This is a genomic window from Rhizobiales bacterium NRL2 (assembly GCA_001664005.1).
Classification (GTDB): domain Bacteria; phylum Pseudomonadota; class Alphaproteobacteria; order Minwuiales; family Minwuiaceae; genus Minwuia.
Genome location: CP016093.1, coordinates 1,638,714 through 1,664,201 on the forward strand (window position 1 = coordinate 1,638,714; position 25,488 = coordinate 1,664,201).

General features: G+C 66.7%; 20 protein-coding genes and 1 pseudogene. 13 read left to right on the forward strand and 8 right to left on the reverse strand.

Annotated features, from left to right (window positions below; translation table 11 throughout):
• The first annotated feature begins 49 nt into the window (after positions 1-49).
• Positions 50-1,699, forward strand: coding sequence for a chaperonin GroL (locus TEF_07595; GenBank protein ANK80676.1), 1,650 nt, complete (start codon positions 50-52; stop codon positions 1,697-1,699).
• A 162-nt stretch (positions 1,700-1,861) separates the two neighbouring features.
• A complete protein-coding gene (locus tag TEF_07600) occupies positions 1,862-2,269 on the forward strand; it encodes a hypothetical protein (GenBank protein ID ANK80677.1) in 408 nt (135 codons plus the stop codon).
• A 17-nt stretch (positions 2,270-2,286) separates the two neighbouring features.
• Here the strand turns inward: TEF_07600 and TEF_07605 are convergent, their stop codons facing one another.
• Positions 2,287-2,949, reverse strand: a complete 663-nt coding sequence (locus TEF_07605; protein ID ANK80678.1) for a hypothetical protein — start codon at positions 2,947-2,949, stop codon at positions 2,287-2,289.
• 50 nt (positions 2,950-2,999) lie between these two features.
• Here TEF_07605 and TEF_07610 point away from each other — a divergent pair, with 50 nt between their 5' ends.
• Positions 3,000-4,160 (forward strand): acetylornithine deacetylase (ArgE), encoded by a 1,161-nt coding sequence (locus TEF_07610; GenBank protein ANK80679.1) that lies wholly within the window; start codon positions 3,000-3,002, stop codon positions 4,158-4,160.
• Positions 4,161-4,164: 4 nt separating this feature from the next.
• On the opposite strand, the gene TEF_07615 is transcribed toward TEF_07610, so the two are convergent.
• The 3 genes from TEF_07615 to TEF_07625 all read right to left on the reverse strand — a co-directional run bounded on the left by TEF_07615 (position 4,165) and on the right by TEF_07625 (position 7,707).
• Positions 4,165-5,370: a hypothetical protein gene (locus TEF_07615; GenBank protein ID ANK80680.1), complete on the reverse strand. Its 1,206-nt coding sequence runs from the start codon at positions 5,368-5,370 to the stop codon at positions 4,165-4,167.
• Between the two features lie 82 nt (positions 5,371-5,452).
• Complete coding sequence (locus TEF_07620) at positions 5,453-6,928, reverse strand: hypothetical protein (GenBank protein ID ANK80681.1); 1,476 nt, start codon at positions 6,926-6,928, stop codon at positions 5,453-5,455.
• Between the two features lie 2 nt (positions 6,929-6,930).
• Positions 6,931-7,707: a nuclease (SNase) gene (locus tag TEF_07625; protein ID ANK80682.1), complete on the reverse strand. Its 777-nt coding sequence runs from the start codon at positions 7,705-7,707 to the stop codon at positions 6,931-6,933.
• Between the two features lie 67 nt (positions 7,708-7,774).
• On the opposite strand from TEF_07625, the gene TEF_07630 reads away from it, so the two are divergent.
• Complete coding sequence (locus TEF_07630) at positions 7,775-8,284, forward strand: hypothetical protein (protein ID ANK80683.1); 510 nt, start codon at positions 7,775-7,777, stop codon at positions 8,282-8,284.
• Here TEF_07630 and TEF_07635 read toward each other — a convergent pair.
• Positions 8,274-8,843: a hypothetical protein gene (locus TEF_07635; protein ID ANK80684.1), complete on the reverse strand. Its 570-nt coding sequence runs from the start codon at positions 8,841-8,843 to the stop codon at positions 8,274-8,276. The two genes, TEF_07630 and TEF_07635, sit on opposite strands and share 11 nt — an antisense overlap.
• 307 nt (positions 8,844-9,150) lie before the next feature.
• Here TEF_07635 and TEF_07640 point away from each other — a divergent pair.
• From TEF_07640 to TEF_07675, 8 genes and pseudogenes are all read left to right on the forward strand, one after another.
• Positions 9,151-10,238, forward strand: a pseudogene (locus TEF_07640) (ABC transporter substrate-binding protein).
• Between the two features lie 134 nt (positions 10,239-10,372).
• On the forward strand, positions 10,373-11,368 hold the full coding sequence (locus tag TEF_07645) for a permease (GenBank protein ID ANK80685.1): 996 nt from the start codon (positions 10,373-10,375) through the stop codon (positions 11,366-11,368).
• Positions 11,369-11,379: 11 nt separating this feature from the next.
• Positions 11,380-14,040 carry a C4-dicarboxylate ABC transporter permease gene (locus tag TEF_07650; protein ID ANK80686.1) on the forward strand — a complete coding sequence of 887 codons (2,661 nt, stop codon included), beginning with the start codon at positions 11,380-11,382 and terminating at the stop codon, positions 14,038-14,040.
• A gap of 99 nt (positions 14,041-14,139) precedes the next feature.
• Complete coding sequence (locus tag TEF_07655; GenBank protein ANK80687.1) at positions 14,140-15,312, forward strand: alcohol dehydrogenase; 1,173 nt, start codon at positions 14,140-14,142, stop codon at positions 15,310-15,312.
• A gap of 90 nt (positions 15,313-15,402) precedes the next feature.
• Positions 15,403-15,843 (forward strand): hypothetical protein, encoded by a 441-nt coding sequence (locus TEF_07660; protein ANK83343.1) that lies wholly within the window; start codon positions 15,403-15,405, stop codon positions 15,841-15,843.
• 175 nt (positions 15,844-16,018) lie between these two features.
• Positions 16,019-18,337, forward strand: a complete 2,319-nt coding sequence (locus TEF_07665; protein ID ANK80688.1) for a hypothetical protein — start codon at positions 16,019-16,021, stop codon at positions 18,335-18,337.
• 84 nt (positions 18,338-18,421) lie between these two features.
• The gene (locus TEF_07670; GenBank protein ID ANK80689.1) at positions 18,422-20,011 is read left to right on the forward strand and encodes a gamma-glutamyltransferase; all 1,590 of its coding nucleotides are present in this window, start codon (positions 18,422-18,424) and stop codon (positions 20,009-20,011) included.
• 28 nt (positions 20,012-20,039) lie between these two features.
• A complete protein-coding gene (locus TEF_07675) occupies positions 20,040-20,543 on the forward strand; it encodes a cupin (protein ID ANK80690.1) in 504 nt (167 codons plus the stop codon).
• A gap of 21 nt (positions 20,544-20,564) precedes the next feature.
• Here the strand turns inward: TEF_07675 and TEF_07680 are convergent, their stop codons facing one another.
• The 3 genes from TEF_07680 to TEF_07690 all read right to left on the reverse strand — a co-directional run bounded on the left by TEF_07680 (position 20,565) and on the right by TEF_07690 (position 24,507).
• Positions 20,565-22,580 carry a C4-dicarboxylate ABC transporter gene (locus TEF_07680; protein ID ANK83344.1) on the reverse strand — a complete coding sequence of 672 codons (2,016 nt, stop codon included), beginning with the start codon at positions 22,578-22,580 and terminating at the stop codon, positions 20,565-20,567.
• Between the two features lie 164 nt (positions 22,581-22,744).
• Positions 22,745-23,899, reverse strand: coding sequence for a hypothetical protein (locus tag TEF_07685; protein ID ANK80691.1), 1,155 nt, complete (start codon positions 23,897-23,899; stop codon positions 22,745-22,747).
• Positions 23,900-24,018: 119 nt separating this feature from the next.
• Positions 24,019-24,507, reverse strand: a complete 489-nt coding sequence (locus TEF_07690; GenBank protein ID ANK80692.1) for a hypothetical protein — start codon at positions 24,505-24,507, stop codon at positions 24,019-24,021.
• A gap of 78 nt (positions 24,508-24,585) precedes the next feature.
• Here TEF_07690 and TEF_07695 point away from each other — a divergent pair, with 78 nt between their 5' ends.
• On the forward strand, positions 24,586-25,476 hold the full coding sequence (locus tag TEF_07695) for a hypothetical protein (protein ANK80693.1): 891 nt from the start codon (positions 24,586-24,588) through the stop codon (positions 25,474-25,476).
• Positions 25,477-25,488 lie beyond the last annotated feature (12 nt).

Genomic DNA, 25,488 nt, shown 5'->3' on the forward strand with positions numbered 1-25,488 from the left:
CAGGCCGGGCCCGCTGCCGGCCGCGAGCTGTATGGGAGATTGACGAAATATGTCCGTGAAAGACGTTAAATTTGGCATCGACGCCCGCACCAAGATGGCGAAGGGCGTCGAGACCCTGGCCGACGCCGTCAAGGTGACCCTGGGCCCCAAGGGCCGCAATGTGGTCATCGAGAAGTCGTTCGGCGCGCCGCGCATCACCAAGGACGGCGTCACCGTCGCCAAGGAGATCGAACTCAAGGACAAGTTCGAGAACATGGGCGCGCAGATGGTCCGCGAGGTCGCTTCGAGGACCAATGACGAAGCCGGCGACGGCACCACCACCGCGACCGTCCTGGCCGCCTCGATCATGCGCGAAGGCCTGAAGTCGGTTGCCGCCGGCATGAACCCGATGGACCTCAAGCGCGGCATCGACCTGGCCGTCGAGAAGGTCGTGGCCGATCTCAAGAAGCGCTCGACCGACATCACCACCAATTCGCAGGTGGCTCAGGTCGGCACGATTTCTGCCAACGGCGAGACCGACATCGGCGACAAGATCGCCGAGGCGATGGAGAAGGTCGGCAAGGAAGGCGTCATCACCGTCGAGGAGTCCAAGGGTCTGGAGACCGAGCTGGACGTCGTCGAGGGCATGCAGTTCGACCGCGGCTACCTCTCGCCGTACTTCGTGACCAACGCCGAGAAGATGGTTGCCGAGCTCGAGAAGCCCTACATCCTGCTGCACGAGAAGAAGCTGTCCAATCTGCAGCCCATGCTGCCGATCCTGGAGGCTGTCGTTCAGTCCCAGCGTCCGCTGCTGATCATCGCCGAGGACGTCGAGGGCGAGGCCCTGGCGACCCTGGTGGTGAACAAGCTGCGTGGCGGCCTGAAGATCGCCGCCGTCAAGGCGCCGGGCTTCGGCGACCGCCGCAAGGCCATGCTGGAGGACATCGCCATCCTGACCGGCGGCGAGGTCATCTCCGAAGATCTGGGCATCAAGCTGGAGAGCGTCACGCTCGACATGCTGGGCCAGGCCGAGCGCGTCACCATCAACAAGGAAGAAACCACCATTGTTGATGGCGCGGGCGAGAAGGAGAACATCCAGGCTCGCTGCGGCCAGATCCGCAAGCAGATCGACGATACCACCTCCGACTACGACCGCGAGAAGCTGCAGGAGCGGCTGGCCAAGCTGGCCGGCGGCGTTGCGGTGATCAAGGTCGGCGGCGCCTCCGAGATCGAGGTGAAGGAGAAGAAGGATCGCGTCGATGACGCCCTCCACTCCACCCGCGCTGCGGTCGAGGAAGGCATCGTTCCGGGCGGCGGCACCGCGCTGCTCTACGCCACGCGGGCGCTTGAAGGCCTCAAGGGCGCCAACAACGACCAGACCGTGGGCGTCGAGATCGTCCGCCGCGCCCTGCAGGCGCCGGCGCGTCAGATCGCCGAGAACGCCGGCGTCGACGGCGCCGTCGTGGCCGGCAAGCTGCTGGACCAGAAGGACGCCAACTACGGCTTCAACGCCGCGACCGAGAAGTACGAGAACCTGGTCAAGGCCGGTGTCATCGATCCGACCAAGGTGGTCCGCACCGCGCTGCAGGACGCCGCGTCCGTGGCCGGCCTGCTGATCACCACCGAGGCCATGGTCGCCGACCGGCCGGACGACAACAAGTCCTCCGGCGGTGGCATGCCCGACATGGGCGGCATGGGCGGCATGGGCGGCATGATGTAACCGGACGGCAAATCCGTCCGGGCGTCATCGCCCGAAAGGCTCGAAGGGGAGGCCGCGTTCCGCAAGGGACGCGGCCTTTCCGCGTTTGGGGCCAGTGAATTGATCCGCCGGCGCCCGTTCTCGCGTATCCTGCCGGTAACGGAACAACCGGAGGATCGGTGCATGCGTATCCGCCTTCACGCCCTCGTGCTGGCGCTCTGTCTCGCCTGGCCGGTGCTCGCCGCGCCTGCTGACGAGATCAGGGCCGTCATCGAGGATCAGATCGCCGCCTTCCGCGCGGGAGACGGCGACCGCGCCTTCGCCCACGCCTCGCCGGCCATACAGGCGAAGTTCGGCTCGCCGGCGAACTTCATGGAAATGGTGCGGACCGGCTATCCGCAGGTCTACCGCCCGCGCGACATGCAGTTCCAGGCGGTCGAGGCGTTCGACCACGTCACCGTCCAGGAAGTGTTTTTCTTCGGTCAGGACGGCTCGGCGGTCGTGGCGCGGTACTTCATGGAGATGAACGAGGCCGGCGAATGGAAGATCGCCGGGGTCGAGCTGCGGCAGGCGCCCGAACTCGGCGTCTGAATGTTGGTTGCCGCGTTTCAGGCGTACACGGGCTCGATCAACTCGGCGTCGTCATTGCGCACATTGCCCACCCGGGCAGAGACACGATAGGCCGTCACGCCATCATTGGGCCTGGCCAGATCGAGCAATGCCTCCCGGCCGGCGTCCGGATCCAGCCAGGCGTCGTGGTCCGCGGCGTCGAGGATGACAGGCATGCGATGATGGATTTCGGCGATTCCGGGTGCGGCGTCCGTCGTCAGGATGGTGTAGCTGTCGATCCTGCCCTCTTCGGGATGCTCCCAGCGTTCCCACAGCCCTGCGAATGCGAAGGGCGACCGGTCCGCCATGACGATGCGCCAGGGCTGCTTGCCGCTTTCCAGCTTCTGCCATTCGTAGAAGCCGTCCGCGGGCACGAGGCAGCGGCGGCGGGCGAAGGCCGCCCGGAAGGCGGGTTTCTCCGCGACGGTTTCCGAACGCGCGTTGATCATGCGGGCGGCCCCCGACATGTCCTTCGCCCAGGAGGGGACGAGACCCCAGCGGAGTTCGTGGCACAGCAGCCGGCCGTCCGGATGGCGGCGCAGCACCGGCGCGGACTGGGTCGGCGCAATGTTGTAGCGGGCCGCAAGGTTCGGCGAGCCCTCGAAGGCGAAGACCCGCCGGAGCGCTTCCAGCGGCGTCGTCAGGCTGTAGCGTCCGCACATCCTGCTTTCCTCGCTTTATGCCCGGATGGGCGAATGCTACATGGCTGTGCATGACTTCTCCAGGCACCCGCACTCTCGACATCCTCGACCGGCTGATCGCCTTCGACACGACCAGCCGGAATTCCAATCTGGACCTGATCCGCTGGGCGGAGTCCTACCTGGCCGAACGCGGGGTGACGTCGGCGCTGCAGTTCGACGAGACCGGCGAAAAGGCCAATCTGTGGGCCACCATCGGTCCCGCCGACGTGCCGGGCGTCATGCTGTCGGGACATTCGGACGTGGTGCCTGTCGATGGCCAGGAATGGGCCTCCGACCCGTTCCGGGCGGAGACGCGGGACGGTCGGATCTATGGCCGTGGCACGGCGGACATGAAGGCCTTCATTGCCATCTGTCTCGCGCATGCCGACGACTTCGCCGCCGCACGGCTGAAGATGCCGGTACACATCGCGCTGTCCTATGACGAGGAGGTCGGCTGCCTCGGCGGGCGCCAGCTCGCGTCCATGCTCTCCGGTCTGGAGGTGAAGCCGCGGCTCTGCGTGGTCGGCGAGCCGACGAACATGGGCGTGGTCATCGGCCACAAGGGCAAATCGAGCTATCGTTGTCACGTGCGCGGCTTCGAGTGCCATTCGTCTCTCACCCATGAAGGCGTCAACGCCGTCGAATACGCCGCGCTCACCATCGCGGCGATCCGCCGCCTCGCCGAGGACAAGCGCGCCAACGGCCCCTTCGACGAAGCCTTCGATCCGCCCTACACCACGGTTCACACCGGCGTCGTCCAGGGCGGCACGGCGCTCAACATCGTGCCCAGGGACTGCGAGTTCCTGTTCGAATTCCGCAATCTGCCCGCGGACGAACCGGAAGACCTGCTGGCGCGTGTCAGGGAGGAGGCGGACCGCCTCTGTGCGGAGATGCGCGCGGTCCGGCCGGAGACCGGTATCGAGTTCGAGCGTGTCGCCTGGTTCGCCGGGCTGGAGACGTCCGAGGACGCAGAGGTCGCCACCCTGGCCAAGTCCTTCGCGCAGACCAACGCCACGTCCAAGGTCAGCTTCGGCACCGAGGCCGGGCACTATCACGGCGCCGGCGTGCCGACCATCGTCTGCGGGCCGGGTGACATCGCCCAGGCGCACAAGCCCGACGAGTTCGTGGCGCTGGATCAGATCGCGGCGTGCGAGGCCTTCTTCGGCCGCCTGCTGGGCTGGATGACGGACTGAGCCTTCAGGCGCGGGCGCGTCTCGGCAGGAAATAGATCACCGAAAGCGCCACCGCGAAGAACATGATCGCGGGATAGGCCAGGATCGGAAACGGCTCCTGATAGACGGCGACCAGCGCACTGCCGATCCCGGCGCCGGCCATCTGCAGGAAACCCATCATGGCGGAGGCCGTTCCCGCCCGGTCCGGGAAGATCTGCAATGCGCTGGCCATCGCCGTGGGCAGGAAGATGCCCAGCCCCGAAACGAAGGCGACGACGGCGCCGATCAGCACGAACTTGTCGATCAGGCCCAGCAGCGGCATGACATAGCCGAAGGCGCAGGCCGCGAGAACCACGGCGAGGCCCAGTTTGCAGATGCCCACTGCGTCCATCCGCCCGGCAAGCGCGCGCACCACCAGGCCGCCGATCACGAAGCCGAGGGAGGCCAGCGGCGGATAGAAGCCGTATTCCGTCGGCGAGACGCCGAGAAAGGTGATGAAGGTGCGCGGCGAGCCGCCGAAGAAGGCGAACATCGCCGCGAAGATGAGCGCGTTGGGGATCGCGAAGCGCCGGAAGGCGGCGTTGCCCATCACCATGGCGTAGCCGCGGATCAGCTCGGCCGCATTCAGTTTGGGCAGACGGCGGGAAAGTGTTTCCGGCAGGCGGGCAACCATCAACGCCGCCACCACCAGGCCCGCCACCCCGGTGACGGCGAATATGGAGCGCCAGCCGGCGAATTCCTGCAGCAGCGCCCCGAACAGCGGCGACAGTCCCGGCACCAGGGCGAACAGGATGGCGATCAGGGCCATGACCTTCTGCAGCGCAGGGCCGTCGAAGCTGTCGCGGACGACCGCGCGCGCCACGACGGTGCAGGCCGCGCCGCCGAAGGCCTGCAGCACACGGCCGGCAATCAGCATGACGATATCCGGCGCCAGCATGCAGGCCACGCTGCCGGCGACGAAGACGGCAAGGCCGAACATCAGCACGATTCGCCGCCCGAACCGGTCCGACACCGGACCGTAGGCGAGCTGGGTCAGGGCGAATGTCGCCAGATAGGCCGTCAGCGTGAGCTGCGCCTCGGCCGCGCCGGCATCCATCTCGGCGGCGATCGACGGCAGCGCCGGCAGGTAGATGTTGGTGGCGAACTGCCCGATCGCCGTGATCGCGGCCAGCAGCGCGATCATGAAGCCCGTCGCCTGGACCTTGCCGATCCTGTGTTCCGCCGCCGTCATCCTGCGCCCCTGTCCCAGTCGGAACGGCGAAAGATGACGCGGAACCCCCCGTGGTCAAGCTGCGCTTGCGCGGCAGCCCGGCTCAGCCGCCGACGCGAACGACCTTGACGCGCCGGCCGGCCCGCAGCCCGTCCTCGCCGCCGAGGTCGTTCAGCACGCGGAAACGCTGCTCGGCGAAACCCTGGGCGTCAGCGGAACTGGACAGGCTGGAAACCGTGTCGTTGCGGTCGACGGTCACGACTTGCAGCCGAAGCGGCTGGAGCTGCCGCGCCTGGCTGGCGCTGAGCCGTTCGAAGCTGCCGGCGGTCCGTTCGAAGATCGAGGAGAGCGCGCGGCTGTCATTGCGCGGCGCCAGGAACACGAAGCGATAGATGCGGTTCTCGTCGAAACGGATGGCGACCAGCCGGGCCGCATAGGGCTGGTTGTTGGCAGTCACCGGCGCCACGGCCGTCGCCGCGGGCATGCCGTCGATGGTGATGCGTTTCAGACCGGAAAGCTGCGCGCCCTCGCCCCAGTGATTGGCGATATAGGCGTCCATGCCGCCCTGCCGGCTGGCCACGCTGCGGTCGGGTTCCTGGTCGAAGATGATCCTGCGGCTGCCGTCGCGCGAACTGGCGACCACCGCCTGGGGCAGGTTGTCCAGGCTGAAGCCCTCCGGCACCTGGAAGGAGAAACGCAGTTCGGGATGGGCGAATGTGTTGCCGCGGGCGAAACCCTGGGACGGGCTGTCGCCATAGATCATGCCATCGATCGCGTCGAGATAGGCGTCGCGGCCGACTTCAGGGTCAGAAACGCTGACGCCGCGGGCCTCGTCGACTGTGGCCGCGATCCGCTCGGGCGTGTGGGGGTGGGTCGAGAAGAAGCTGACCTGCTGCAGTTCGCGCCCGCTCATGGCGGCAATCAGTTCGGAATGACGCTGCAGGGCGCGCAAGCCGCCGGCCATCGCCATCGGGTCGTAGCCGGCGCGCGACAGATAGCGGATGCCCAGGCTGTCGGCCTGGCGTTCGTCGCTGCGCGAATGGCTCGCCATATAGCCCTGGGCGGCGACCTGGCCGACGCGGGCGATGTCGCCGCTGCCCGTCAGGATGGCGGCGCCGAGCACGGCGAGGTTGGCGAACAGCCCCTGCTTCTGCTGCTGGGCGCTGTGACGCGCCGTGACATGGCCGATCTCATGCCCCATCACGCCGGCCAGCTCGGCTTCCGTGTTCAGGATCGCCAGCATTCCGCGCGTGACGTAGACATAGCCCCCCGGCACGGCGAAGGCGTTCACGACCGGCGAATCGAGCAGCGTGAAGGTGAATTGTTCGGCCGGGAGTTCCGCGCCCCGGGCCAGCCGCATGCCGATCTGCCGGACATAGCCCTGCAGTTGGGGATCCTGATACTCACCGCCGAACTGCGCGAGAATCTGGGGATGGGCTTCGCGCCCCATCTCCCGTTCCTGTTCGAGACTGACCGTCGAGAGCTCGGTCTCGCCGGTGGCCGGATTCTCCACCTGCTGGCAGGCGACGAGGGAAGCGATCGCGAGACTCGCCGCAAAGACGCGGAGTTTCTTCAGCATTTTCATTCACCCACGATTTCGATCTGTTCCGGATGCGAGGCCTCGATCATCGGGCCGTTCCGCGACCTGACCCAGCCCCGGACCCTGATTGTCCTGTCCCGCCAGATGGCGGGGGTGGTATCGGGGAACAAGCGCCCGGCGCTGCGGTTGATCGCCACGGTGAAATCCTCGCGCCAGTCGGCGCCGAAGTTCAGGTAGAGCGTACCGCGCACCCTGGCCGCGTCGGCGATCATGCCTTTCACGATCTGGAAGGTGCCGATATCGCCGTCCAGTTCTTCCGGCGCGCGGACGGCATAGAAGGGATGGGACCAGATACCGTACCGCCCCTGTCGCGCCACCTGCTCCAACGCCAGCATTTCAGCGACCACTGAGCGGTTGTCGGGGAAGGAGTAGACGCGCGCCATGCCCAGACGCAGCATTTCGCCCTGCAGCCAGAACCCGTCGGCGGTCACCAGGTGGGCCAGGCTGCGGCCGTGGCGGTCCAGGCGCCGGCCGCCGAAATGCAGGTCGAAACGCCGGCCCGCCACCAGCGATTCCAGCGTGGCCCTAGCCTCGTCGGCCAGGGGCCATTTGCGGAACCCGGCGCGGCCGAGCGGCAGTTTTGGCGCCTGGATGCCGACCAGCCGGACTTCCGTGCCGTCGTCCAGGAACAGCGTGTCACCGTCGACGACCTCCGTGACAGCGCCGCCGACACGGCCCGGCAGGTCGCCGGGATCGCCGGCCAGAGCCGGCAGGGCCGCGAGCAGGCCGATCATGAGAGCGATCATCCGGCGGGGCATTGGCGCTTTACCTCCCTGACGCGCCCCACTATTAGAGAAAAGGAGGGGTCATGAGGGAATTTTCCGAATGCGCTTGCGTTTGATCGGCGGCGTCGCCGCGCTTTGCGCCGGTTTGATCGTCGGCTTGTCCGGGCCGGCCAGGGCGGCCGAACGCTTCACCGATGCGCCGCTGCTGGGTCTGACGCTCGGCTATTTCGATGTCATCGGTCAGGAATTCCCCTCCCTCGAGGGCCGGCTGGAGCTCCGCGCCAACAACGACTGGTGGCTGAAACCCTTCGGCGGCGTAATGGCGAATACCGAACGCGCCGCCCACATCTATGCCGGCGTCTATGCCGAGCTGTTCTGGGGCGAGCATTTCTATGTTTCGCCCAGCTTCGCGCCCGGCATTTACATGAAGGGCAACAGCCGTGATCTCGGCTATCCGCTGGAATTCCGTTCCCAGATCGAGCTGGGCTGGCGCTTCGACAGCGGCATCCGCGCATCGGTCAGCCTGAACCACATCTCCAATGCCGGCCTGGGTCAGAACCCCGGCACAGAATCGGTCGCCTTCTCGGTGCTGCTGCCGCTCAGCTTCTGAGCCCGCGCCCGCCGCGGGGGCGGGCGGCATAGCCGTAGATCAGCCCGGCGGCCAGGCCGCCCAGATGGCCCTGCCACGAGATGCCGGTCCCGCCGGAGAAGGCCATCGCCAGATTGAGGATGACCACGATCCCGACCATCGCGGCCATGGACTGTGCCCGGGGATCGACGTCCCGAAAGCGGTAGAGCAGCACGGCCGCCGCCCCGATCAGACCCGATACCCCGCCCGACGCGCCGATCGTCACGCTGTCATGGGCGAGCACGAAGATGGCCAGGCCGCCGCCGATGATGCTGAGTGCGTAGATGGCCAGGAACGTGCCGCTGCCGACCAGGCGGGCCACGGCCGAGCCGATGGCGAGCGTCATGGCGGCGTTGATCAGGACGTGCAGGAAATCCCCGTGCAGCAGGGCATAGGTCAGCAGCGTCCAGTAGAACGGTTCGCCCTGGTCCCAGAACCGGGGCACGAGAGCGAGGTGCAACTGGATCGAACGGTCGACATCGGCGGGCAGAATGAAACGCACCGCGTGGAACAGGACCAGCCCGGCGCAGAGCCAGACCACGGCCCGGGGGGCGTTGAGCAGCGGCTGACGTTGAGGGCGGTAGGAAATGGCGTGTGTACTCCGGACGCGTACGTGGGGCCGGAAGAGCGCGCTTCCGACGCGCCGAAGCTAGCTTGGCCGGCGGCGGGGCTCAAGCGGCTCCGGGTGACGCAGCGGAAAGGCTGGATTCCCGATGCTACCCGTCGAAAGGCTTGCATTCCTGCCGGTACTTCCGCCAATTTGGGGCCTGCAGATTTCTTGTGGGCGTGAAACTATCCCCATGGATGCTGCACAAGAACCAAGTGATTACACGGAGGGATCCACGTCGATGGAACGTCGCAAATTTCTGAAGGGCGCCGCGATGGCCGGCGTCGGCGCCGCCGCGCTATCCGCGCCGGCGATCGCGCAGGGTGGCAAGACCCTGACCATCGTTTCCACCTGGCCCCGGGACTTCCCGGGCCTTGGCGTTTCCGCTCAGCGGCTGGCTGCGCGGATCGGTGAGCTGTCTCAGGGCCACTTCAAGGTCGAATACTTCGCCGCCGGTGAGCGCGTCGGCGCGTTCGACGTGTTCGACGAAGTCGCGTCGGGCAACTCGCAGGCCTATATCGGCGCCGACTACTACTGGGTCGGCAAGCATCCGGGCCTGGCCTACTTCACCTCCGTGCCGTTCGGCATGACCACGGTGGAGTGGAATGCCTGGATCAAGTTCTCCGGCGGCCAGGAGTTGTGGGACGAACTGTCGGGCGGCTTCGGATCAAGTCCCTGCCCTGCGGCGCAACCGGCACCCAGGCCGGTGGCTGGTTCAACAAGGAAATCCAGTCGCCCGAAGACCTGAAGGGCCTGAAGATGCGTATTCCGGGCCTGGGCGGCTCCGTGATGTCCAAGCTGGGCGTCTCCACCGTCTCTCTGCCCGGCGGCCAGATCTACGAAAATCTGGTGTCCGGCGCGGTCGAAGCGACCGAGTGGGTCGGCCCGTACAACGACTACTTCATGAAGTTCTACGAGGCCGCGAAGTACTATTACACCGGCGGCATGCACGAGCCGGGCGGCGGCCTGGCCTTCGGCATGAACGCCAGCTGGTGGGGCGGCCTGACCGACTGGGAGAAGGCAGTCATCGAGGCGGCTTGCATGGAAGAGCATGCGGCCCAGTTCGAGGAAGCCTGTGCCCGCAACGGCGAATACATGGCCAAGCTGGTCAACGAGCACGGTGTCCAGGTCCGCGCGTTCTCCGACGAGGTCTGGGACGCCTTCGGCGAGGCCGCGGCGGAGGTCTTCGAGGAGGTGCGCGATCACTCGCCGCTGGCGCTGAAGATCGACGACGCGTTCCAGAAGAGCCTGCGCGAGATCGGCGGCACGATGGCTGCCCTGGAGGGCACCTTCGTGAACCAGCGCAACCGCGTCCTGGGCCTGATCTGAGGCCCGGACGGCGACAGGAACAAGGGCGGGGCCGCGGCCCCGCCCTTTTTCTGATTTCCATTCTCCCCCTTGCCCGGTGTGGCGCCGGATCGCCGGCTCGACCGGTCCCTTCGAGAGGCTGAATCAGTAAGCCCATGGCAAGCACCAGCGATAACGCGGGTATTCCGGCATCCGGCCGGCCGGCGCCGATCGTGCGCATCTTCGGCTGGGCCCTGCTGGGTATCCTGGCCGCCTTCCTGATCGAAAACGTCCTGATGGTCGCGTTCGGCTTTCCCGGCATGACCGCCGCATTCGGTGGCGGTGGCGCGCTGGCCTGGATCCAGCTGGCGATCTACGCGGCGACGCTGGCGGCAGTGGTCGCTTACGTCCTGCGTACGCCCAACCGGGCGCTGCGGCGGGAGGCCGATAGCATACACCGCTTCAATCTCTATCTCGTTCGCGCCTGTTTCTGGGCGGTGCTGCTGGTCGGCGTCGTGGACGCAACGATCGCATTCATGCGCGTCGAGAACCTGCTGGACTTCTTCATGGGCGAGGAGTCGGTCCGCGCGCTGGGACGGGCCACCTTCGTCGGCAACTACATCCACATTCCGCTGCTGATCGTCGCCTTGGTCGTTGCCGCGTTCACGCGCACGCTGGGCTTCACCTGGCTGGCGCTGCTGATTGTCGCCGCCGAGCTGATCATCGTGATCTCGCGCTTCGTCTTTTCCTACGAGCAGGCGCTGATGGGCGACCTGGTTCGCTACTGGTACGCCGCGCTGTTCCTCTTCGCGTCGGCCTACACGCTGTTCGATGAAGGCCATGTCCGCGTCGACGTGCTCTATTCGGGTTTCAGCACCCGCACGCGCGGACTGGTGAACGCTGTGGGCTCGCTGCTGCTCGGCGCGACGACCGCCTGGGTGATCATCGATATCGGTTTCGACGGGCCGCGTTCGATCATCAACAGCTCGGTCGCGAACATGGAAATCTCGGCGAGCGGCCCTGTCGGCATGTTCATCAAGTACCACATGGCCGCCTTCCTCGGGATCTTCGCCATTACCATGCTGATCCAGTTCGTCAGCTATTTCTTCGAAGCGGTCGCGGATCGCCGGGATGAGCCCGGCCATCGCGAGCACGAGCCCGTGACCCAGTGAGGCCCTGAACCATGGAGCTCTTCTTCCTCGCCATTCTGGTCCTGACCATGGCCTTCGCGCTGGGTTCGGGCTATCCGGTCGCTTTCGCTCTCCCAGGCGCCGCCATCATCAGCATCGGGCTCGCCGCCGCCACCGGCTATCTGTTCGCCGGCAACATGGACGCCTATTTTCACACGGGCGGCCCCTCGCAATGGCTATCGGCCGGCGTGACGAACCTCCGCGGCGTCTACTGGGAAGTCGAACGCGACACGCTGATAGCGATCCCGCTGTTCATCTTCATGGGCATCATGCTGCAGCGTTCGAAGATCGCCGAGGACCTGCTGGTGACCATGGCGAAGCTCTTCGGCCCCGTACCCGGCGGTCTGGGCATCTCGGTGGTCTTCGTCGGCGCGCTGCTGGCTGCCACCACGGGCATCGTCGGCGCCACCGTTGTCGCCATGGGTCTGATCTCCCTGCCGGCGATGCTGCGCAACAACTATTCACCCTCGCTGGCCACCGGCACCATCGCCGCATCCGGCACGCTGGGCCAGATCATTCCACCCTCGATCGTGCTGATCATTCTGGCCGACCAGCTCGCCTCCGCCACCGACCAGGCGGGCACGATCCGCAAGGAGCTCTACAAGGAAGCGACCGGCGAACTGACCATGCCCACGGTCTTCGGCGTGTCTTCCACCAGCGCCGGCGAGATGTTCCTTGGCGCCTTCATCCCCGGCCTGGTGCTGGTTGGTCTCTACATGGCCTACATCCTGATCTTCGCGGTGCTCCGCCCGAAGAACGCGCCGGCGATTCGCTCCGACGAGAAGTTCGACACGGCTTTCTGGGGGCGGGTCGTATTGACCCTCGTGCCGCCGCTGGCGCTGATCTTCCTCGTGCTGGGCTCCATCATCACCGGCATCGCCACCGTCAACCAGGCCGGCGCCATCGGGGCCGGCGGCGCGCTGATCATGGCGGGTTACCGGCTGACGGAAGGCCGTCTGACCTATGCCCCGGCGCTCCTCGCGCTGGCGGCGCTGGCCGTCATGGGCTTCGCGCTCGGCAATTTCGAGATGAACGTGAAGGCGGTCGACACCGCCGCCGACAGCTTCGGGATCGGACTCGGCGCCGTCGGCGCGGTCATGCTGGTCATCGCGTTGATCTGGAGCGGCGTACGGGTCATGCGGATCGAGAACACGCTGCAGGGCGTGATGCTGGAGACCGCGAAGACCACATCGCTGGTTTTCATCATCCTGCTGGGCGCAGCGATGCTGACCTCCGCTTTCCGCGCCTTCGGCGGCGAGGATCTGGTGCGGGACTTCCTCAACTCGCTGCCGGGCGGCTTCTGGACCCAGTTCGTCATCGTCATGGCGGTTATCTTCATCCTCGGCTTCTTCCTCGATTTCATCGAGATCGCCGTGGTGGTGGTGCCGATCGTCGCCCCCATCCTGCTGGCGGATCCGGAGGCCAACATCACCGCCGTTTGGCTGGGCGTCATGATCGGTCTGAACATCCAGACCTCGTTCCTCACACCGCCCTTCGGCTTCGCGCTGTTCTACCTTCGCGGCGTCGCGCCGGCCGTGGTCAAGACGGTGCAGATGTACAAGGGCGTGATCGCCTTCATCGCGCTGCAGCTCGTCGCTCTGGGCATCGTGGGCGCGTACCCGCAACTCGTGAACTACCTGCCGAACCGGATGAGCTACCTGTCCGAGACCTCGCCGCCGCCGCGCAATCCGAAACTCCAGCTCTGCCTGGAAGAGTACGTGGCCCAGCAGATCGAGAAGGATCCCTCGATGGCGCGCGCGATACAGCGCGCCCAGGGGCTCGACCTGTCGCCCCTGCCGCGGAGCCTTGCGCGTCAACTCGACGGCGCGTTCGACAGTGCCGAGACTGCATTGACCGCGCTCGACGACGCTTTTGCCGCCGCCGAGGCGGTGGACGCCGCCGCCGGCGACTACCGGCCGCAACTCACCCTCGTGCGCCGGATCGAAAAGGACATCCGCAAGGCACAGGCGGAAGCTGACGATATCCAGACCCGGCTGAACCGGCTGCGCGACGACGTCCCTGCCGAGGAGAAGGCGGAACTGGAACAGCGTCTGGCCGGACTGCGGTCCGAGATCGAGCGTCTGCGCGGCGAGATTCCGGAAAGCTGGGACGCGGTTCATACGGAATTTGCCAAACTCACCGGTGCTGAAGACCGCGCGCGGCTGACCTATCGCCGCGCCGCCGACACCGCCTATGAAGATGCTGCCCAGGTGCTCGCGGTTCTCGACGCCAACGAGGCTTTCGGGGCTCTGCGCGATGACCTTGACGGGCTGCGTCCGGTCATCGAGACCGCCGAGCCCGAGGCCGCGATGGCCCAGATCGAGGAGGTCGAACGCGCCTTCCGCGATGTCGCCGGGGCCGATGACGTCAAGGACCTGCTCTACAAGGCCAAGCGCGAACTGCTTGCGCGGCGCGGCAACGAGCCGGATCGTGCGGCAGCCCTGGACCTGCAGCAGCAGGCGGTCGCCGAGTACGAGCAGCAGGCCGGCTGGCGGGAGGCGGCAGGCGCCGCACTCCGCGACGAGATCGCCGCCTATCTGGACGCCATCGAGGAGACACTGGGCGCCCGGGTCCAGACGCGCCTGTCACGCGATCAGGCGCTGTTCATGGCATCCTGCACCGCGACCCACCGCGACTTCTCGCTGAACTTCTGATCCCGGTCCGGTCCGGGGCCGTGGCGCGATCCGCCATGGCCCCGGCGGCGGTCTTGCGCCAGACTGGATGGCAGGCAATGGCCAGGGGAGGCGGCGGCGATGAAACGCGGCGCGATCAGGTTCACGGAGATGGAGCAGGTGCTGTTCGGTTCGCCGGCGGCGGAGGCCGTGGCGGCCGAGGCGGCGCGCCTTGGCAAGCAGAAGGTGTTCATCCTGGCCGGCCGGACGATGAACGAGACCACTGACGAGGTCGACCGCCTGGCCGCGGCGCTGGGCGATTCCTATGCGGGCCGATTCTCAGGGATTCCGCCGCACACGCCGCGGGACGCTGTGGTGGAGGCGGCAAACGCGGCCCGTCAGGCCGGAGCCGATCTGCTGGTCACCTTCGGCGGCGGCTCGGTCACCGACGCCGGCAAGGTCATGCAGGTATGCCTGGAGCACGGCGTCACGGACATGGCCGAACTGGACGACTACTGCATCCGCACCACAGAGGACGGCCGTACGCAGATACCGGAACTGCGCCCGGCGCGCGTGCGCCAGATCAGCGTGCCGACGACACTGTCGGGCGGCGAGTTCAATCCGCTGGGCGGCTGCACGGATCCGCGCATCAAGGTGAAGCAGGGCTACCGCCATCCTTCGCTGGTCCCGGTCTCGGTCGTCCTCGATCCGGCGCCCACGGCGCACACGCCGGAATGGGTCTGGCTCTCGACCGGCATCCGGGCGGTGGATCACGCGGTGGAAGCGCTCTGCAGCCCGAGCACCAACGACTACTGTGACGCCGATGCGCTGCACGCCCTGCGCCTGCTCTCGCGCGGACTGCCGCGGGTGAAGGCCGATCCGGCCGACATGGCGGCACGGCTGGATTGTCTGATCGGCGCCTGGCTGTCCATGACGCCGGTGATCGCCGGCGTGCCCATGGGCGCCAGCCATGCCATCGGTCATATCCTGGGCGGCACCTGCGATGTGCCGCATGGTTATACGAGCTGCATCATGCTGCCAACCGTGCTGCGCTGGAACGCCGAGGCGGAACACGCCGAGCGCCAGAAGATCGTGTCGGAAGCCTTCGGCAATCCGGACGAGCCGGCGGCGGATGTCCTGCATCGCTTCATCGATGGGCTGGGCATGCCGCGCAGCCTTGCTGCGGCGGGTATCGGGCCCGACCAGTTCGAGCTGATCGCCCGCAACAGCCTGCATGACCGCTGGCTGCACACCAATCCGCGCAAGGTGAACGGGGCCGGTGACGTGATCGAGTTGCTGAACATGGCGGCGTGAGTGCAGGCCCTGGGGTATCGTGCGGCCATTGACAATGCGCTAGTGAACAGTACGTTTTCGATATTATCCGATTTCGAACCTTGTTGCATGATGTCCGCCGATCCCCTCGACAGAAATCTCGAATTCCTGGTCAACGATGTCGCCCGCCTGATGCGGCGCGAATATGGCCGGCGCGTCAAGGGCATGAACCTGACGCGTTCCCAGTGGTGGGTGATGGTGCACCTGATCCGCTTCGACGGCTGCAATCAGACTCAGCTCGCCGAGGAACTCGACATTGGCAAGGTTGCGCTGGGCGGGCTGCTCGACCGGCTGGAGAGCCGGGGCTGGATCGAGCGCCGTCCCGACCCCGACGACCGCCGGGCCAAACGCGTCTATCTCACCGAGGCGGGCCGGCCGCTGATCGCGGAGATGCAGGAAAAGGCCCGCGGCGTTCATCGCCTGATCATTTCCGGCATGGACCGGGGCGACCAGGACCGGCTGGTCGACCTGCTGCTGCAGGCCAAGAACAACCTGGTCGAACGCACGTCCTGAGGCGGATTCGCCGCCGTTCGGGACAACGAAGCGGGCATCCGTTGACGGCCGGCACCCGCAACGCGGGAAAATTCACTTATATATATCGTGGACAATGCATGGTTTTTGCAGCGTGAGAGGGTTTGTGGACGCTTGACGCCAGTCTGGTCGCATATTGACACAGCGGCGCAGCGGGATGGTCCAGTCGGAGATCTTGGTGATCGATATCGATCCAAATAAGTCCTATCAGCGGCACAGCCTGGGGCGTCTGCGCTATTTCGCGCCCCTGCTGGCGGTGGCCGGGATCGGCGTGATCATCTGGATCTTCAACGCCGACATCTTTGCCGGTGAGGACGAGATCGTCATCGGCCCGAAGTCCATCGCGGCTCTGGTGATCACGGTCGTGCTGATCATGGGCGTGCTGATCGAGGACGCCCGGCGCAAGTACATGCGCCTGAACGTGCAGGCGAGACGCATGTCCGAGATGGCCGACCGGCTGTCGGAGACGGTCGAGGCGCTGAACGACATGAATGCCACCCTGCGCGCCAACGAGGAGCGCTATCGCGGTCTTGTCGAAACCCAGCGGGACCTGATCCTGCGACTGGACCTGAAGGGCGAGGTCACCTTCGCCAACGAGGCGCTGGCGGACACGTTCGGCGTCCGGCCCGAGGCCGAGGCGCGGCGCTTCACGCCCGAGATCGATGCGGGGGAGGGCTCGGAGCCCTTCGATGTGGAGCGGGTGCTGCGCCCGCCCTACCGCGCCAGCTATGACCAGCGTGTCAGAACCCAGTACGGCTGGCGCTGGATATCCTGGGAGGACGTGGCGCTGCGCGATCCGGACGGCAGGATCAACGAGATCCAGCGTGTCGGCCGAGACGTCACCGACCGGAAGCAGACGGAGCAGGAACTGGCCGAGGCGCGCGACGCCGCGGAGGCGGCGAACCGCGCCAAGTCGGGCTTCCTGGCCACCATGAGCCACGAGATCCGGACGCCGATGAACGGCGTCATCGGCATGACCAGCCTGTTGCTGGATACCCGGCTGACGCCGGAGCAGCGCAACTATGCCGAGGCGGTCCAGGAGTCGGGGCAGTCCCTGCTGACCCTGATCAACGACATTCTGGACTTCTCCAAGATCGAGGCCGGCTTCCTGGAGCTGGAAGAGATCGACGTCGACATTGCCGGCCAGGCGGAAAAGATCGCCGAACTGCTGGCGCCCAAGGCCTTCGAACGCGGTATCGAGATCGCCACCCAGATCGACCCGGAGGTGCCGCGCCACCTGATCGGCGATCCGGGCCGGTTGCGTCAGGCGCTGGTCAACCTGGTCGGCAACGCCGTCAAGTTCACCCATGAGGGCGGCGTCGTCATCGCCATCCGCCTGCTGCGCGATCACGGCTTCAAGGTGACCCTTCGCGCCGAGGTCATCGACAGCGGCATCGGTGTGCCCGCCGAGAAGCAGAAGACCCTGTTCGAGGAGTTCACCCAGGTCGATTCGTCGGTCTCGCGGCGCTATGGCGGCACCGGCCTCGGCCTCGCCATCACGCGCCGTATCGTCGAGAAGATGAATGGCCAGATCGGCATCATTTCCGAGGAGGGCAAGGGCAGCACCTTCTGGTTCGAGATCGATCTGGTGAAGGCGCGGGGGGCCGGCGCGCCGGCGCCGGAGGCCCGCCTTGACGGACTGAAGGTGCTGATCGCCGACGAGAACCACATTTCCCGCTGGGTGCTGAGCGATCACGTCATCGACGCCGGCGGGGCGGCGGATACTGCGCGCACGGGCAAGGAGGCGCTGGCCAAGCTGGAGCAGGCCGCCGCCGACGGCGCGCCCTATGGCGCGGTCCTGTTCGACGGCGGCATGGCCGACCTGGGCGGACGGCCCTTCGTCGAAGCCGTGCGCGCGAACCCGGCGATCGCCGCCACACGGCTGGTCATCGCCGTCCCGGCGTCGCGGCGAGGTGAGACCGACGAGTTCAGATCCTGGGGCTATGACGCCTATCTGATCAAGCCGATCCGCCGCCGTTCGTTGCACCAGTTCCTGCTTGGCGGCGAGCAGGACGCGGCCGCGGGGACGCTTCAGGCCGGCGGCGCGGACGCTCCTGCACATGCCCCTGAAGGCGCCGCGGCGGCCGGACCGCTCAACATTCTTCTGGCCGAGGACAACGAGATCAACCAGATGCTGGCGCTGGCCCTGCTGGGCAAACGCGGCCACAAGGTCCAGGCGGTGGTCAATGGCGCCGAGGCCGTGCAGGCGGTGCGCGACGGCGACTTCGACGTGGTGCTGATGGACATTCACATGCCGGAGGTCGACGGTCTGGAGGCGACGCGCCAGATCCGCACCCTGGATGGCGGACGCGGAATACCGATCATCGCGCTGACCGCCAACGCCATGGCCGAGGACAAGCAGATGTGTCTCGACGCCGGCATGGACGACTATCTCGCCAAGCCGATCAACGAGGCCGTGCTGAACGAGACGCTGAACCACTGGCGCGCGGGGCGCGGAGCCGGTCCCCGCGAATAGCCGGTCCGAAGGCGCGCGCCGGTCGCATTCCCAACCCGGAATGGCCGTGATAAGGACAACGCCGCAACAGTGGGGGAGACGACCTTGCGCGATCTGCAGCAACCCGGACGCTCCGTCGTTCACGCGACCAACGGCGCGGCGGCGACGAGCCATCCTTTCTCGACCCTGGCGGCGATGGAAATTCTCCAGGCGGGCGGCAACGCCATCGATGCGGCCGTGGCGGCGTGCGCGGTGCAGTGCGTGGTCGAGCCCATGTCGACGGGCATCGGCGGCGACTGTTTCGTGCTGTTGCAGAAGGGCGCGCACGGGCCGGTGATCGGCCTGAACGGCTCAGGCCACGCCCCGGAGAAACTGACCGCCGAACACCTGCTGGACCAGGGGATTAGCCAGATCGGCCTGGAAAGCCCGCACGCGGTCACGGTGCCGGGGGCGGTCGACGCCTGGTGCCGCCTGCTGGCGGACCATGGCACCATGGGTATCGACCGGGTGCTGCAGCGGGCGATCCGCTACGCGGAGGAAGGCTTCGCTGTGACACCGCGCATCTCCGTCGACTGGTCGCGCAATGTGGGCCGGCTGTCGGGCAATGAGAATTCCGCAGCGCAGTACCTGAAGGACGGCCGGAGCCCCGTTCCCGGCGATGTCTGGCGCTCGCCGGAGCTTGCGCGGACCCTGAAGGCGATCGCGTCCCGGGGGCGCGACGGCTTCTATGCCGGGCCGGTCGCCGAAGACATCGTGGCGGCGCTGAACGCCCTCGGCGCGGTGCATGACGCCGGCGACTTCGAGGCGCAGCGCTGCGACTATGTGGAACCCATCGCCAGCGACTATGCGGGCCGGCAGGTGCTGGAGATTCCGCCGAACGGCCAGGGCATCACCGCGCTGCTGATGCTGAACATCCTCAAGGGCTTCGATCTGGGCGCCTACGATCCGATGAGCGTGGAGCGTCTGCACATCGAGGCCGAGGCCACGCGGCTGGCCTTCGCCGAGCGCGACAAGCATGTCGCCGACCCGCGTCAGGTCGACGTTCCCGTCGAACACCTGCTTTCCGATGCGCTGGCCGACGAACTACGCGAGAAGATCTCGCTCGGCCGGGCCATGGCGGATCCGGCGAAGGTCACCGGTCCCGTCTACCGCGACACGGTCTATCTCACCGTGGTGGACCGCGATCTCAACGCGGTGTCCTTCATCAACTCGCTCTATTTCTCGTTCGGTTCCTGCATCACGGCGCCACAGTCGGGCGTGCTGCTGCAGAACCGGGGCGCGGGCTTCGTCGTCGATCCCGAGCACCCGAACTGCGTCGCGCCGCGCAAGCGGCCGATGCACACGATCATCCCGGGCATGGTGCTGAACGGCGGCCGCTGCGAACTCAGCTTCGGCGTCATGGGCGGCGGCTATCAGCCGGTCGGCCACGCCCATGTGCTGTCCAACCTCTTCGATTACGGCATGGACGTGCAGGAGGCCATCGACTGCCCGCGCACCTTCCATGTTGCCGGAAAGCTGGATGTCGAGCGTTCGGTCCCCGACGCCGTGCGGCAGGGACTGGCCGATCTCGGCCATGACGTGAACACGCCGGAGATGCCGTGGGGCGGTGCGCAGGCGATCTTCATCGACCACCAGAAAGGCACGCTGGCCGCCGGGTCCGACCCGCGCAAGGACGGCTGCGCCATGGGGTACTGAGCGAAGCGGGGCAAGGGGAGGCCTGGCGATGAACGAACTGACGAAGCTGAAGATTCCGCTGCCGCCCGATGCGGCGCCGGAGCTGGTGGAAGACGTCGATTTCGACGATCCGCGCCAGTGGATGCAGTCGGCCGAGGACGTGCTGACGCGACCGCTGTTCTTCAACGTGCTGCAGGGCATGTGGGTGAACATCGTCCGCGCAAAGGGGCAGGGCGTCGTCAGCCGCCACCGCCACCCGGCGCCCGTGACCGGATACACGCTGGAAGGCACCTGGGGCTATGTGGAGCATGACTGGGTGGCAAAGCCCGGCACCTTCATCTACGAACCCGCGGGCGAGACCCACACCCTCTACTGCAAGGGCGATGCGGGCCACATGACGGTCCTGTTCCACAATTTCGGGCCGCTGATCTACATCGACGAGAACGGCCAGCAGACCGGCTACGAGGACGTCTTCACGCGGCTGGAGAAATACAAGGCGCACTGCCGCGAAGCCGGCCTCGGCGAGGACTTCGTCCGCCGCCTGATCCGCTAGTCGTCCCCGCCGGTCCGCAGCCTATGCCGACCGCGCGGCCAGTCTGCGTGCCAATACCACGATCAGTACCCCTGGTGCGGCGAAGGCGGCCGCCAGCAGGGTGAGCTGGCCATGGCCCATGCCCAGCATGCCCCCGCCCGGCGCCGCCAGCACCAGCCCGCCGATGATCATCAGCACCCGCGCCAGCCAGCCGATCGCGTTTCGCGGCACCGTTCCGGCGAGCATGAGATAGCCCTGCAGCCCGCTCGCCAGCAACAGCACGCCCGTGAAGGCCGTGGCCAGCACGACCAGTATCTCGTTCGTTTCGCCCTGCAGCAGGAGCGCCGGGTTGAAGACGAAGAAGAACGGGATGAAGTAGATGATCGTGCCGAGCCGCATGGCCTCGAAGCCCGTCTGCATCGGCCGGGCGTTGGCCACGGAAGCGGCCGCGAAGGCGGCCAGCGCCACCGGTGGCGTGATGAAGCTCAGCATGCCCCAGTAGAGCATGAACATGTGCACGGGCATGGGGTCCAGCCCGGCGCGGATCAACGCCGGGGCGAGGATGATGGCGAGGAAGATGTAGGCCGCCGTCACCGTCATCCCGATGCCCAGGATGAAGCTGGTCAGCGCGCCCATCAGCAGCAGGATGAAGACATTGTTGCCGGCGATGTAGACGAGGTCGTTGGTCACCGAGCCCGCCATGCCGGTTCCCACCACCGCGCCGACGATCAGGCCGATCGCCGCCAGGATGCCGGCGAGTTCCGCCAGCAGGAAGATGGTGGCCTGCAGGAACTTGTAGAATTTCGTCCAGTCCATGCGGTGCTTGGCGCTGAACTGGTTGAGGATCAGCAGCAGCGCGGTGGCGTAGAAGGGCGCGCGCGCTTCCTGCAGCAGGAAGACCAGCATGAAGACCAGCACGGCGAAGGCGAAGATGTAGTACCAGCCATCCTTCAGCACATTGAGGATGCGGGGCATCTCGTGCTTGGGCAGGCCCTGGATGTTGTTGCGCGCCGCATAGCTGTCGATCTGCACGAACAGGCCGAAATAGTAGAGCAGCGAGGGCACGATCGCCGCGACCGCGACGTCGACATAGCGGACCTGGAGGAAGTCGGCCATCACGAAGGCCGTCGCGCCCATGATCGGCGGCATCAGCACGCCGCCCGTGGAGGCGCAGGCCTCGATGCCGCCGGCGTACTTGGCCGAGAAGCCGATCCTGCGCATGGCCGGAATGGTCAGGGTTCCGGTGGTCAGCACGTTGGTGATCGGGCCGCCCGACATGGAGCCGAACAGGCCTGACGAGAAGATCGCCACCTTCGCCGGGCCGCCGCGGACATGGCCGAGCAGGGCGAAGGCGAAGTTGATGAAGAACAGCCCCGCGCCGGTGTAGACCAGCGCCATGCCGAAGGCGAGGAAGCCGAACACCAGCAGTCCGAAGGCCCGCATCGGAATGCCCAGCAGGCTCTCGATGGAATAGACATGGAAGGCCGCGGTATCCAGGAAGCCCATGGGCGCGCCCTGGATCACCTGCGGCACCTGGTCGGCGACCAGCGGATAGAGCGAGATCAGCAGCACGATGGTGAAGATCGGCCAGCCGCCGGTGCGGCGACCGGCCTCGATGACCAGCGCCCAGACCAGAACGGCCATCCACTGCGCCCATTCGGGGGCGACGTATTCCCAGGCCTGCTCCTGGATCTGCAGCGAGTTGGCCAGCAGGTAGAAGGTGACGCCGAGCGCCAGCAGGGCGGGGATGACGTCGTAGAGCGGCACCCGATCGCGCCGCTGGCTGCCATAGGTCGGGAAGACGATGTAGACCGTCGCCAGCATCAGCCCGACAAGGGCATAGAGATATTCGTTGACCAGCAGCGTGTAGCCGATCTTGCCCTCGCCGCCGAGGAACTGCCAGATATCGTTCAGCCGCGAGTCCAGCTTGAAGATCTGGTAGATCGACAGGAAGATCGCCAAGCTGCCGATGATGGTGACGACCACCTGCCAGAACGGGTTCAGCGTCCGGGTCCGCTTCAGGTCGACATCGGGAATGTCGTCTTCCTTGACTGCCATCTTCTGGTCGCTCATCGGGCGGACTCCGGGCGTGCGATCACCGTTCGGGTCGTGCCGCGCATCGCGGCGGCAGGGCGATCGGTCGCGAATTCAATGATCTGTCGTGAAACCGGCGCCGGTCCCCGCGCCGTGACGGCGGGAACCGGCGTTCGGCGTTCAGGCGGTCACCACTCGTAGAAGATGACCGTCATGCCGGCGGCCTCCAGCGCGTCGGCGCGCGCCTTCATCCAGCCCTTGTTGAAGGCCTCGTCATCCTCCGGTGCGTCCTTGACATAGGTTGCCCACGCGGTCCGGAGCACGTCCTGACGCTTCAGGCTGCCCGCCTGGATCTCGTCCTGACCCTCCGGCCACACGCCGACCTCCTTGAAGTACTTGATCGCGCCCTCGTGGTACGGCAGCAGCTTGTGGAACTGCTGGTTCTCCATGGCCCAGCCGGCGGCGCCCGGCGCGGTGTCCTTGAAGGTGTCGAAGTGCGTGTCCATCGCCTTGACGATGCTGTAGGAGGTCTCGGCCTCGACGTCCGGGTTGGAAACAAGGATCGGGTAGGGGGTATTGGCCATCCACTGGCCGCCCTCGGCCATGCCGGTGCCCACGGTGGCGAAGGTCGGCAGGTACCAGGGGACGACCGCGTTCAGGCGCTCCCAGCACTGCGGATCGTTCGGCACCACCGGATAGTGGATGCCGCGCGGGCTGGCTTCGATCTTCTTGTTCAGCGCCGAGAAGGTGGCGTTGTTCAGCGCGTCGACCTCGTCGTTGATGAAGCCGTCGACCGCCGGCCCGTGACCGCCGAACTCGACCTTTTCGACGTCGTCCCAGCCGACGCCGAAGCAGGCCATCATGGCCTCGACCGCCTTGTTCAGCGCCGGCGCGCCGCGGATCCAGGCGACGCGCTTGCCCTTGATCTGGTCCATGGTCCCGATCGACTTGTCGCCGGGCGTGACCATGCCGACCGCGGCGCCATTGCCGATCGCCAGCAGGTGCATGCGCAGCGGCTGCGGCCCCCAGTCGCGCGTGCCGAAGGTGAAGACGCCTTCCTGCGCGTAGACGGAATCCGAACCCGTCGCGGTGAACTGCGCGCGGCCCGCCTTGACGGGGCCGAGGCGGGAGACGTCGTTCTTGCCCGGCAGGACGCGGACATTGGTGCCGTAGTTGTTCTTCAGGATCGAGCCGAGGCCGACCATCTGGCTGTAGCCCGACGAGCCGACGTCATAGGCCGTGACCACCAGCGTGCCCGGCAGCTTGATGTCGTCCGCCGTGGCCGCCGATGTGGCGAACCCGGCGGCCGCCAGGGCGCCGGCGGCCCAGGCGCAGTTTCTCATAAAGGACATGTCATCCTCCCCTTTTCCCTGTTGCGGTGCGTTGTTTGTTTCTGATGCCCGCTGAAGGGAATGTTAGATGACGCCGGGGCAATCGGACAACTGGGAATAGACGAAATCGCTCAGTGCTCGTCCAACCGCTTCTCGAAACGCCAGACACGCAGCGGAAAGTGGCTCTCGCCTGCGCCGGTTTCGACCTGTTCGATTTCGGTTCGGGCCACATGCCAGCCGTGCTTTCGGTAGAAGGCGGCCGCGCGTTCGTTGCCTACTGCGCAGGCCAGCCAGGCCGTTCTCACGCCTGCACGCCGCAGGCCGGTCTCCCCGTCGGCCAGCAAGGCCGCCGCCGCGCCGCTTCCCCGCGCATCGGCCCGGACGAAGATCTGGTGCAGTTCGTCGTCCTTCAGCGTGCGGAAACCGACCGGGTCGACGCACGCGCAGGCGACCCGGGTATCCGCCAGCATCCGGGCGATCCGCGACTGGAAACTCTCCAGGCTGCGAAGCCGGGTCAGCTCCGCCGGCACGCACGAGGCATGGCTTTCGTGCCAGGCGTCGTGCCAGAGAAGGCCGAGAAGGCCCGTTTCGTCGGGTCGGGCGTCACGAATCGTGTGCATGGGCGCTCCATCAAGCTTTCAGGGCGTCGCCGGGAATCCGATGTTAGGGTGTCCCGGCGAACGGGGAGGATCAATGCCATGACTCTGGCCCAACATGTCGAATTCGAACCGGACCAGCCCGAGATCCGGCCGGTCACGCCGGGCGTCGGCGCGGAAGTGCGCGGTGTCGACCTGGGCGCTGACCTTGCGGAGGCGACCGTCGCGCGGCTGCGCGCCGCGCTGATCGAGCACGGGGTCCTGTTCTTCCGGGATCAGCCGATCACGCCCGATCGGCAGGTCGCGTTCGCGCGCCGCTTCGGTCACGTGCCGCGCGTTCCGGATTCCATGTTCCTGGTGCATGAGGCGAACCCGTATGTCTCGGTACTGGCGAACGACGCTGACCGTCCGCCCACGGTCAACAACTGGCATTCCGACTATTCCTTCGCGGCCGAGCCCGACTTCGCCTCGGTGCTGCGTTCGGTCGTGGTGCCCGATTGCGGCGGTGACACCGTCTGGGCAGGCATGTTCGCCGCGTGGGAGGGGCTGCCGGACCGGATGCAGCGCCACCTGGAGGGGCTGACCGCCACCCACGATTTCATGAAGCTCTACGAACGGCCGGTGAAGAAGCGCCTCTGGGACGGAGAGCGCGGGCGGCTGATGGAAGCGGCGCGGCGGCAGTTCCCGCCGGTCAGCCATCCCGTGGCCCGGGCCCATCCCGAGAGCGGGCGCAAGGCGCTGTTCGTCAACGAAAGCTTCACCCGCCACATCGACGGCATGTCGGAGAGCGAGAGCCGGCATCTGCTGGCCTACCTGTTCGAGCACTGCAAGGCGCCCGAGTTCCAGGTGCGTTTCCGCTGGAGTCCGGACTGTGTCGCCATGTGGGACAACCGCTCCACGATCCACTATGCCGTCGCCGACTTCCATCCGGCGCGCCGGCTGATGCATCGCGTCACCGTGCTGGAGCGTCCGCGCGCCGGCGATCAGGACTGACAGGGGGAAATC

Coding starts and splice junctions, on each gene's coding strand:
- TEF_07695 (ANK80693.1), top strand. CDS start 24,586: ATGACTCTGGCCCAACATGTCGAATTCGAACCGGACCAGCCCGAGATC.
- TEF_07615 (ANK80680.1), bottom strand. CDS start 5,370: ATGACGGCGGCGGAACACAGGATCGGCAAGGTCCAGGCGACGGGCTTC.
- TEF_07685 (ANK80691.1), bottom strand. CDS start 23,899: ATGAGAAACTGCGCCTGGGCCGCCGGCGCCCTGGCGGCCGCCGGGTTC.
- TEF_07620 (ANK80681.1), bottom strand. CDS start 6,928: ATGCTGAAGAAACTCCGCGTCTTTGCGGCGAGTCTCGCGATCGCTTCC.
- TEF_07655 (ANK80687.1), top strand. CDS start 14,140: ATGAAACGCGGCGCGATCAGGTTCACGGAGATGGAGCAGGTGCTGTTC.
- TEF_07600 (ANK80677.1), top strand. CDS start 1,862: ATGCGTATCCGCCTTCACGCCCTCGTGCTGGCGCTCTGTCTCGCCTGG.
- TEF_07610 (ANK80679.1), top strand. CDS start 3,000: ATGACTTCTCCAGGCACCCGCACTCTCGACATCCTCGACCGGCTGATC.
- TEF_07645 (ANK80685.1), top strand. CDS start 10,373: ATGGCAAGCACCAGCGATAACGCGGGTATTCCGGCATCCGGCCGGCCG.
- TEF_07675 (ANK80690.1), top strand. CDS start 20,040: ATGAACGAACTGACGAAGCTGAAGATTCCGCTGCCGCCCGATGCGGCG.
- TEF_07595 (ANK80676.1), top strand. CDS start 50: ATGTCCGTGAAAGACGTTAAATTTGGCATCGACGCCCGCACCAAGATG.
- TEF_07665 (ANK80688.1), top strand. CDS start 16,019: ATGGTCCAGTCGGAGATCTTGGTGATCGATATCGATCCAAATAAGTCC.
- TEF_07605 (ANK80678.1), bottom strand. CDS start 2,949: ATGTGCGGACGCTACAGCCTGACGACGCCGCTGGAAGCGCTCCGGCGG.
- TEF_07625 (ANK80682.1), bottom strand. CDS start 7,707: ATGCCCCGCCGGATGATCGCTCTCATGATCGGCCTGCTCGCGGCCCTG.
- TEF_07690 (ANK80692.1), bottom strand. CDS start 24,507: ATGCACACGATTCGTGACGCCCGACCCGACGAAACGGGCCTTCTCGGC.
- TEF_07650 (ANK80686.1), top strand. CDS start 11,380: ATGGAGCTCTTCTTCCTCGCCATTCTGGTCCTGACCATGGCCTTCGCG.
- TEF_07680 (ANK83344.1), bottom strand. CDS start 22,580: ATGGCAGTCAAGGAAGACGACATTCCCGATGTCGACCTGAAGCGGACC.
- TEF_07660 (ANK83343.1), top strand. CDS start 15,403: ATGTCCGCCGATCCCCTCGACAGAAATCTCGAATTCCTGGTCAACGAT.
- TEF_07630 (ANK80683.1), top strand. CDS start 7,775: ATGCGCTTGCGTTTGATCGGCGGCGTCGCCGCGCTTTGCGCCGGTTTG.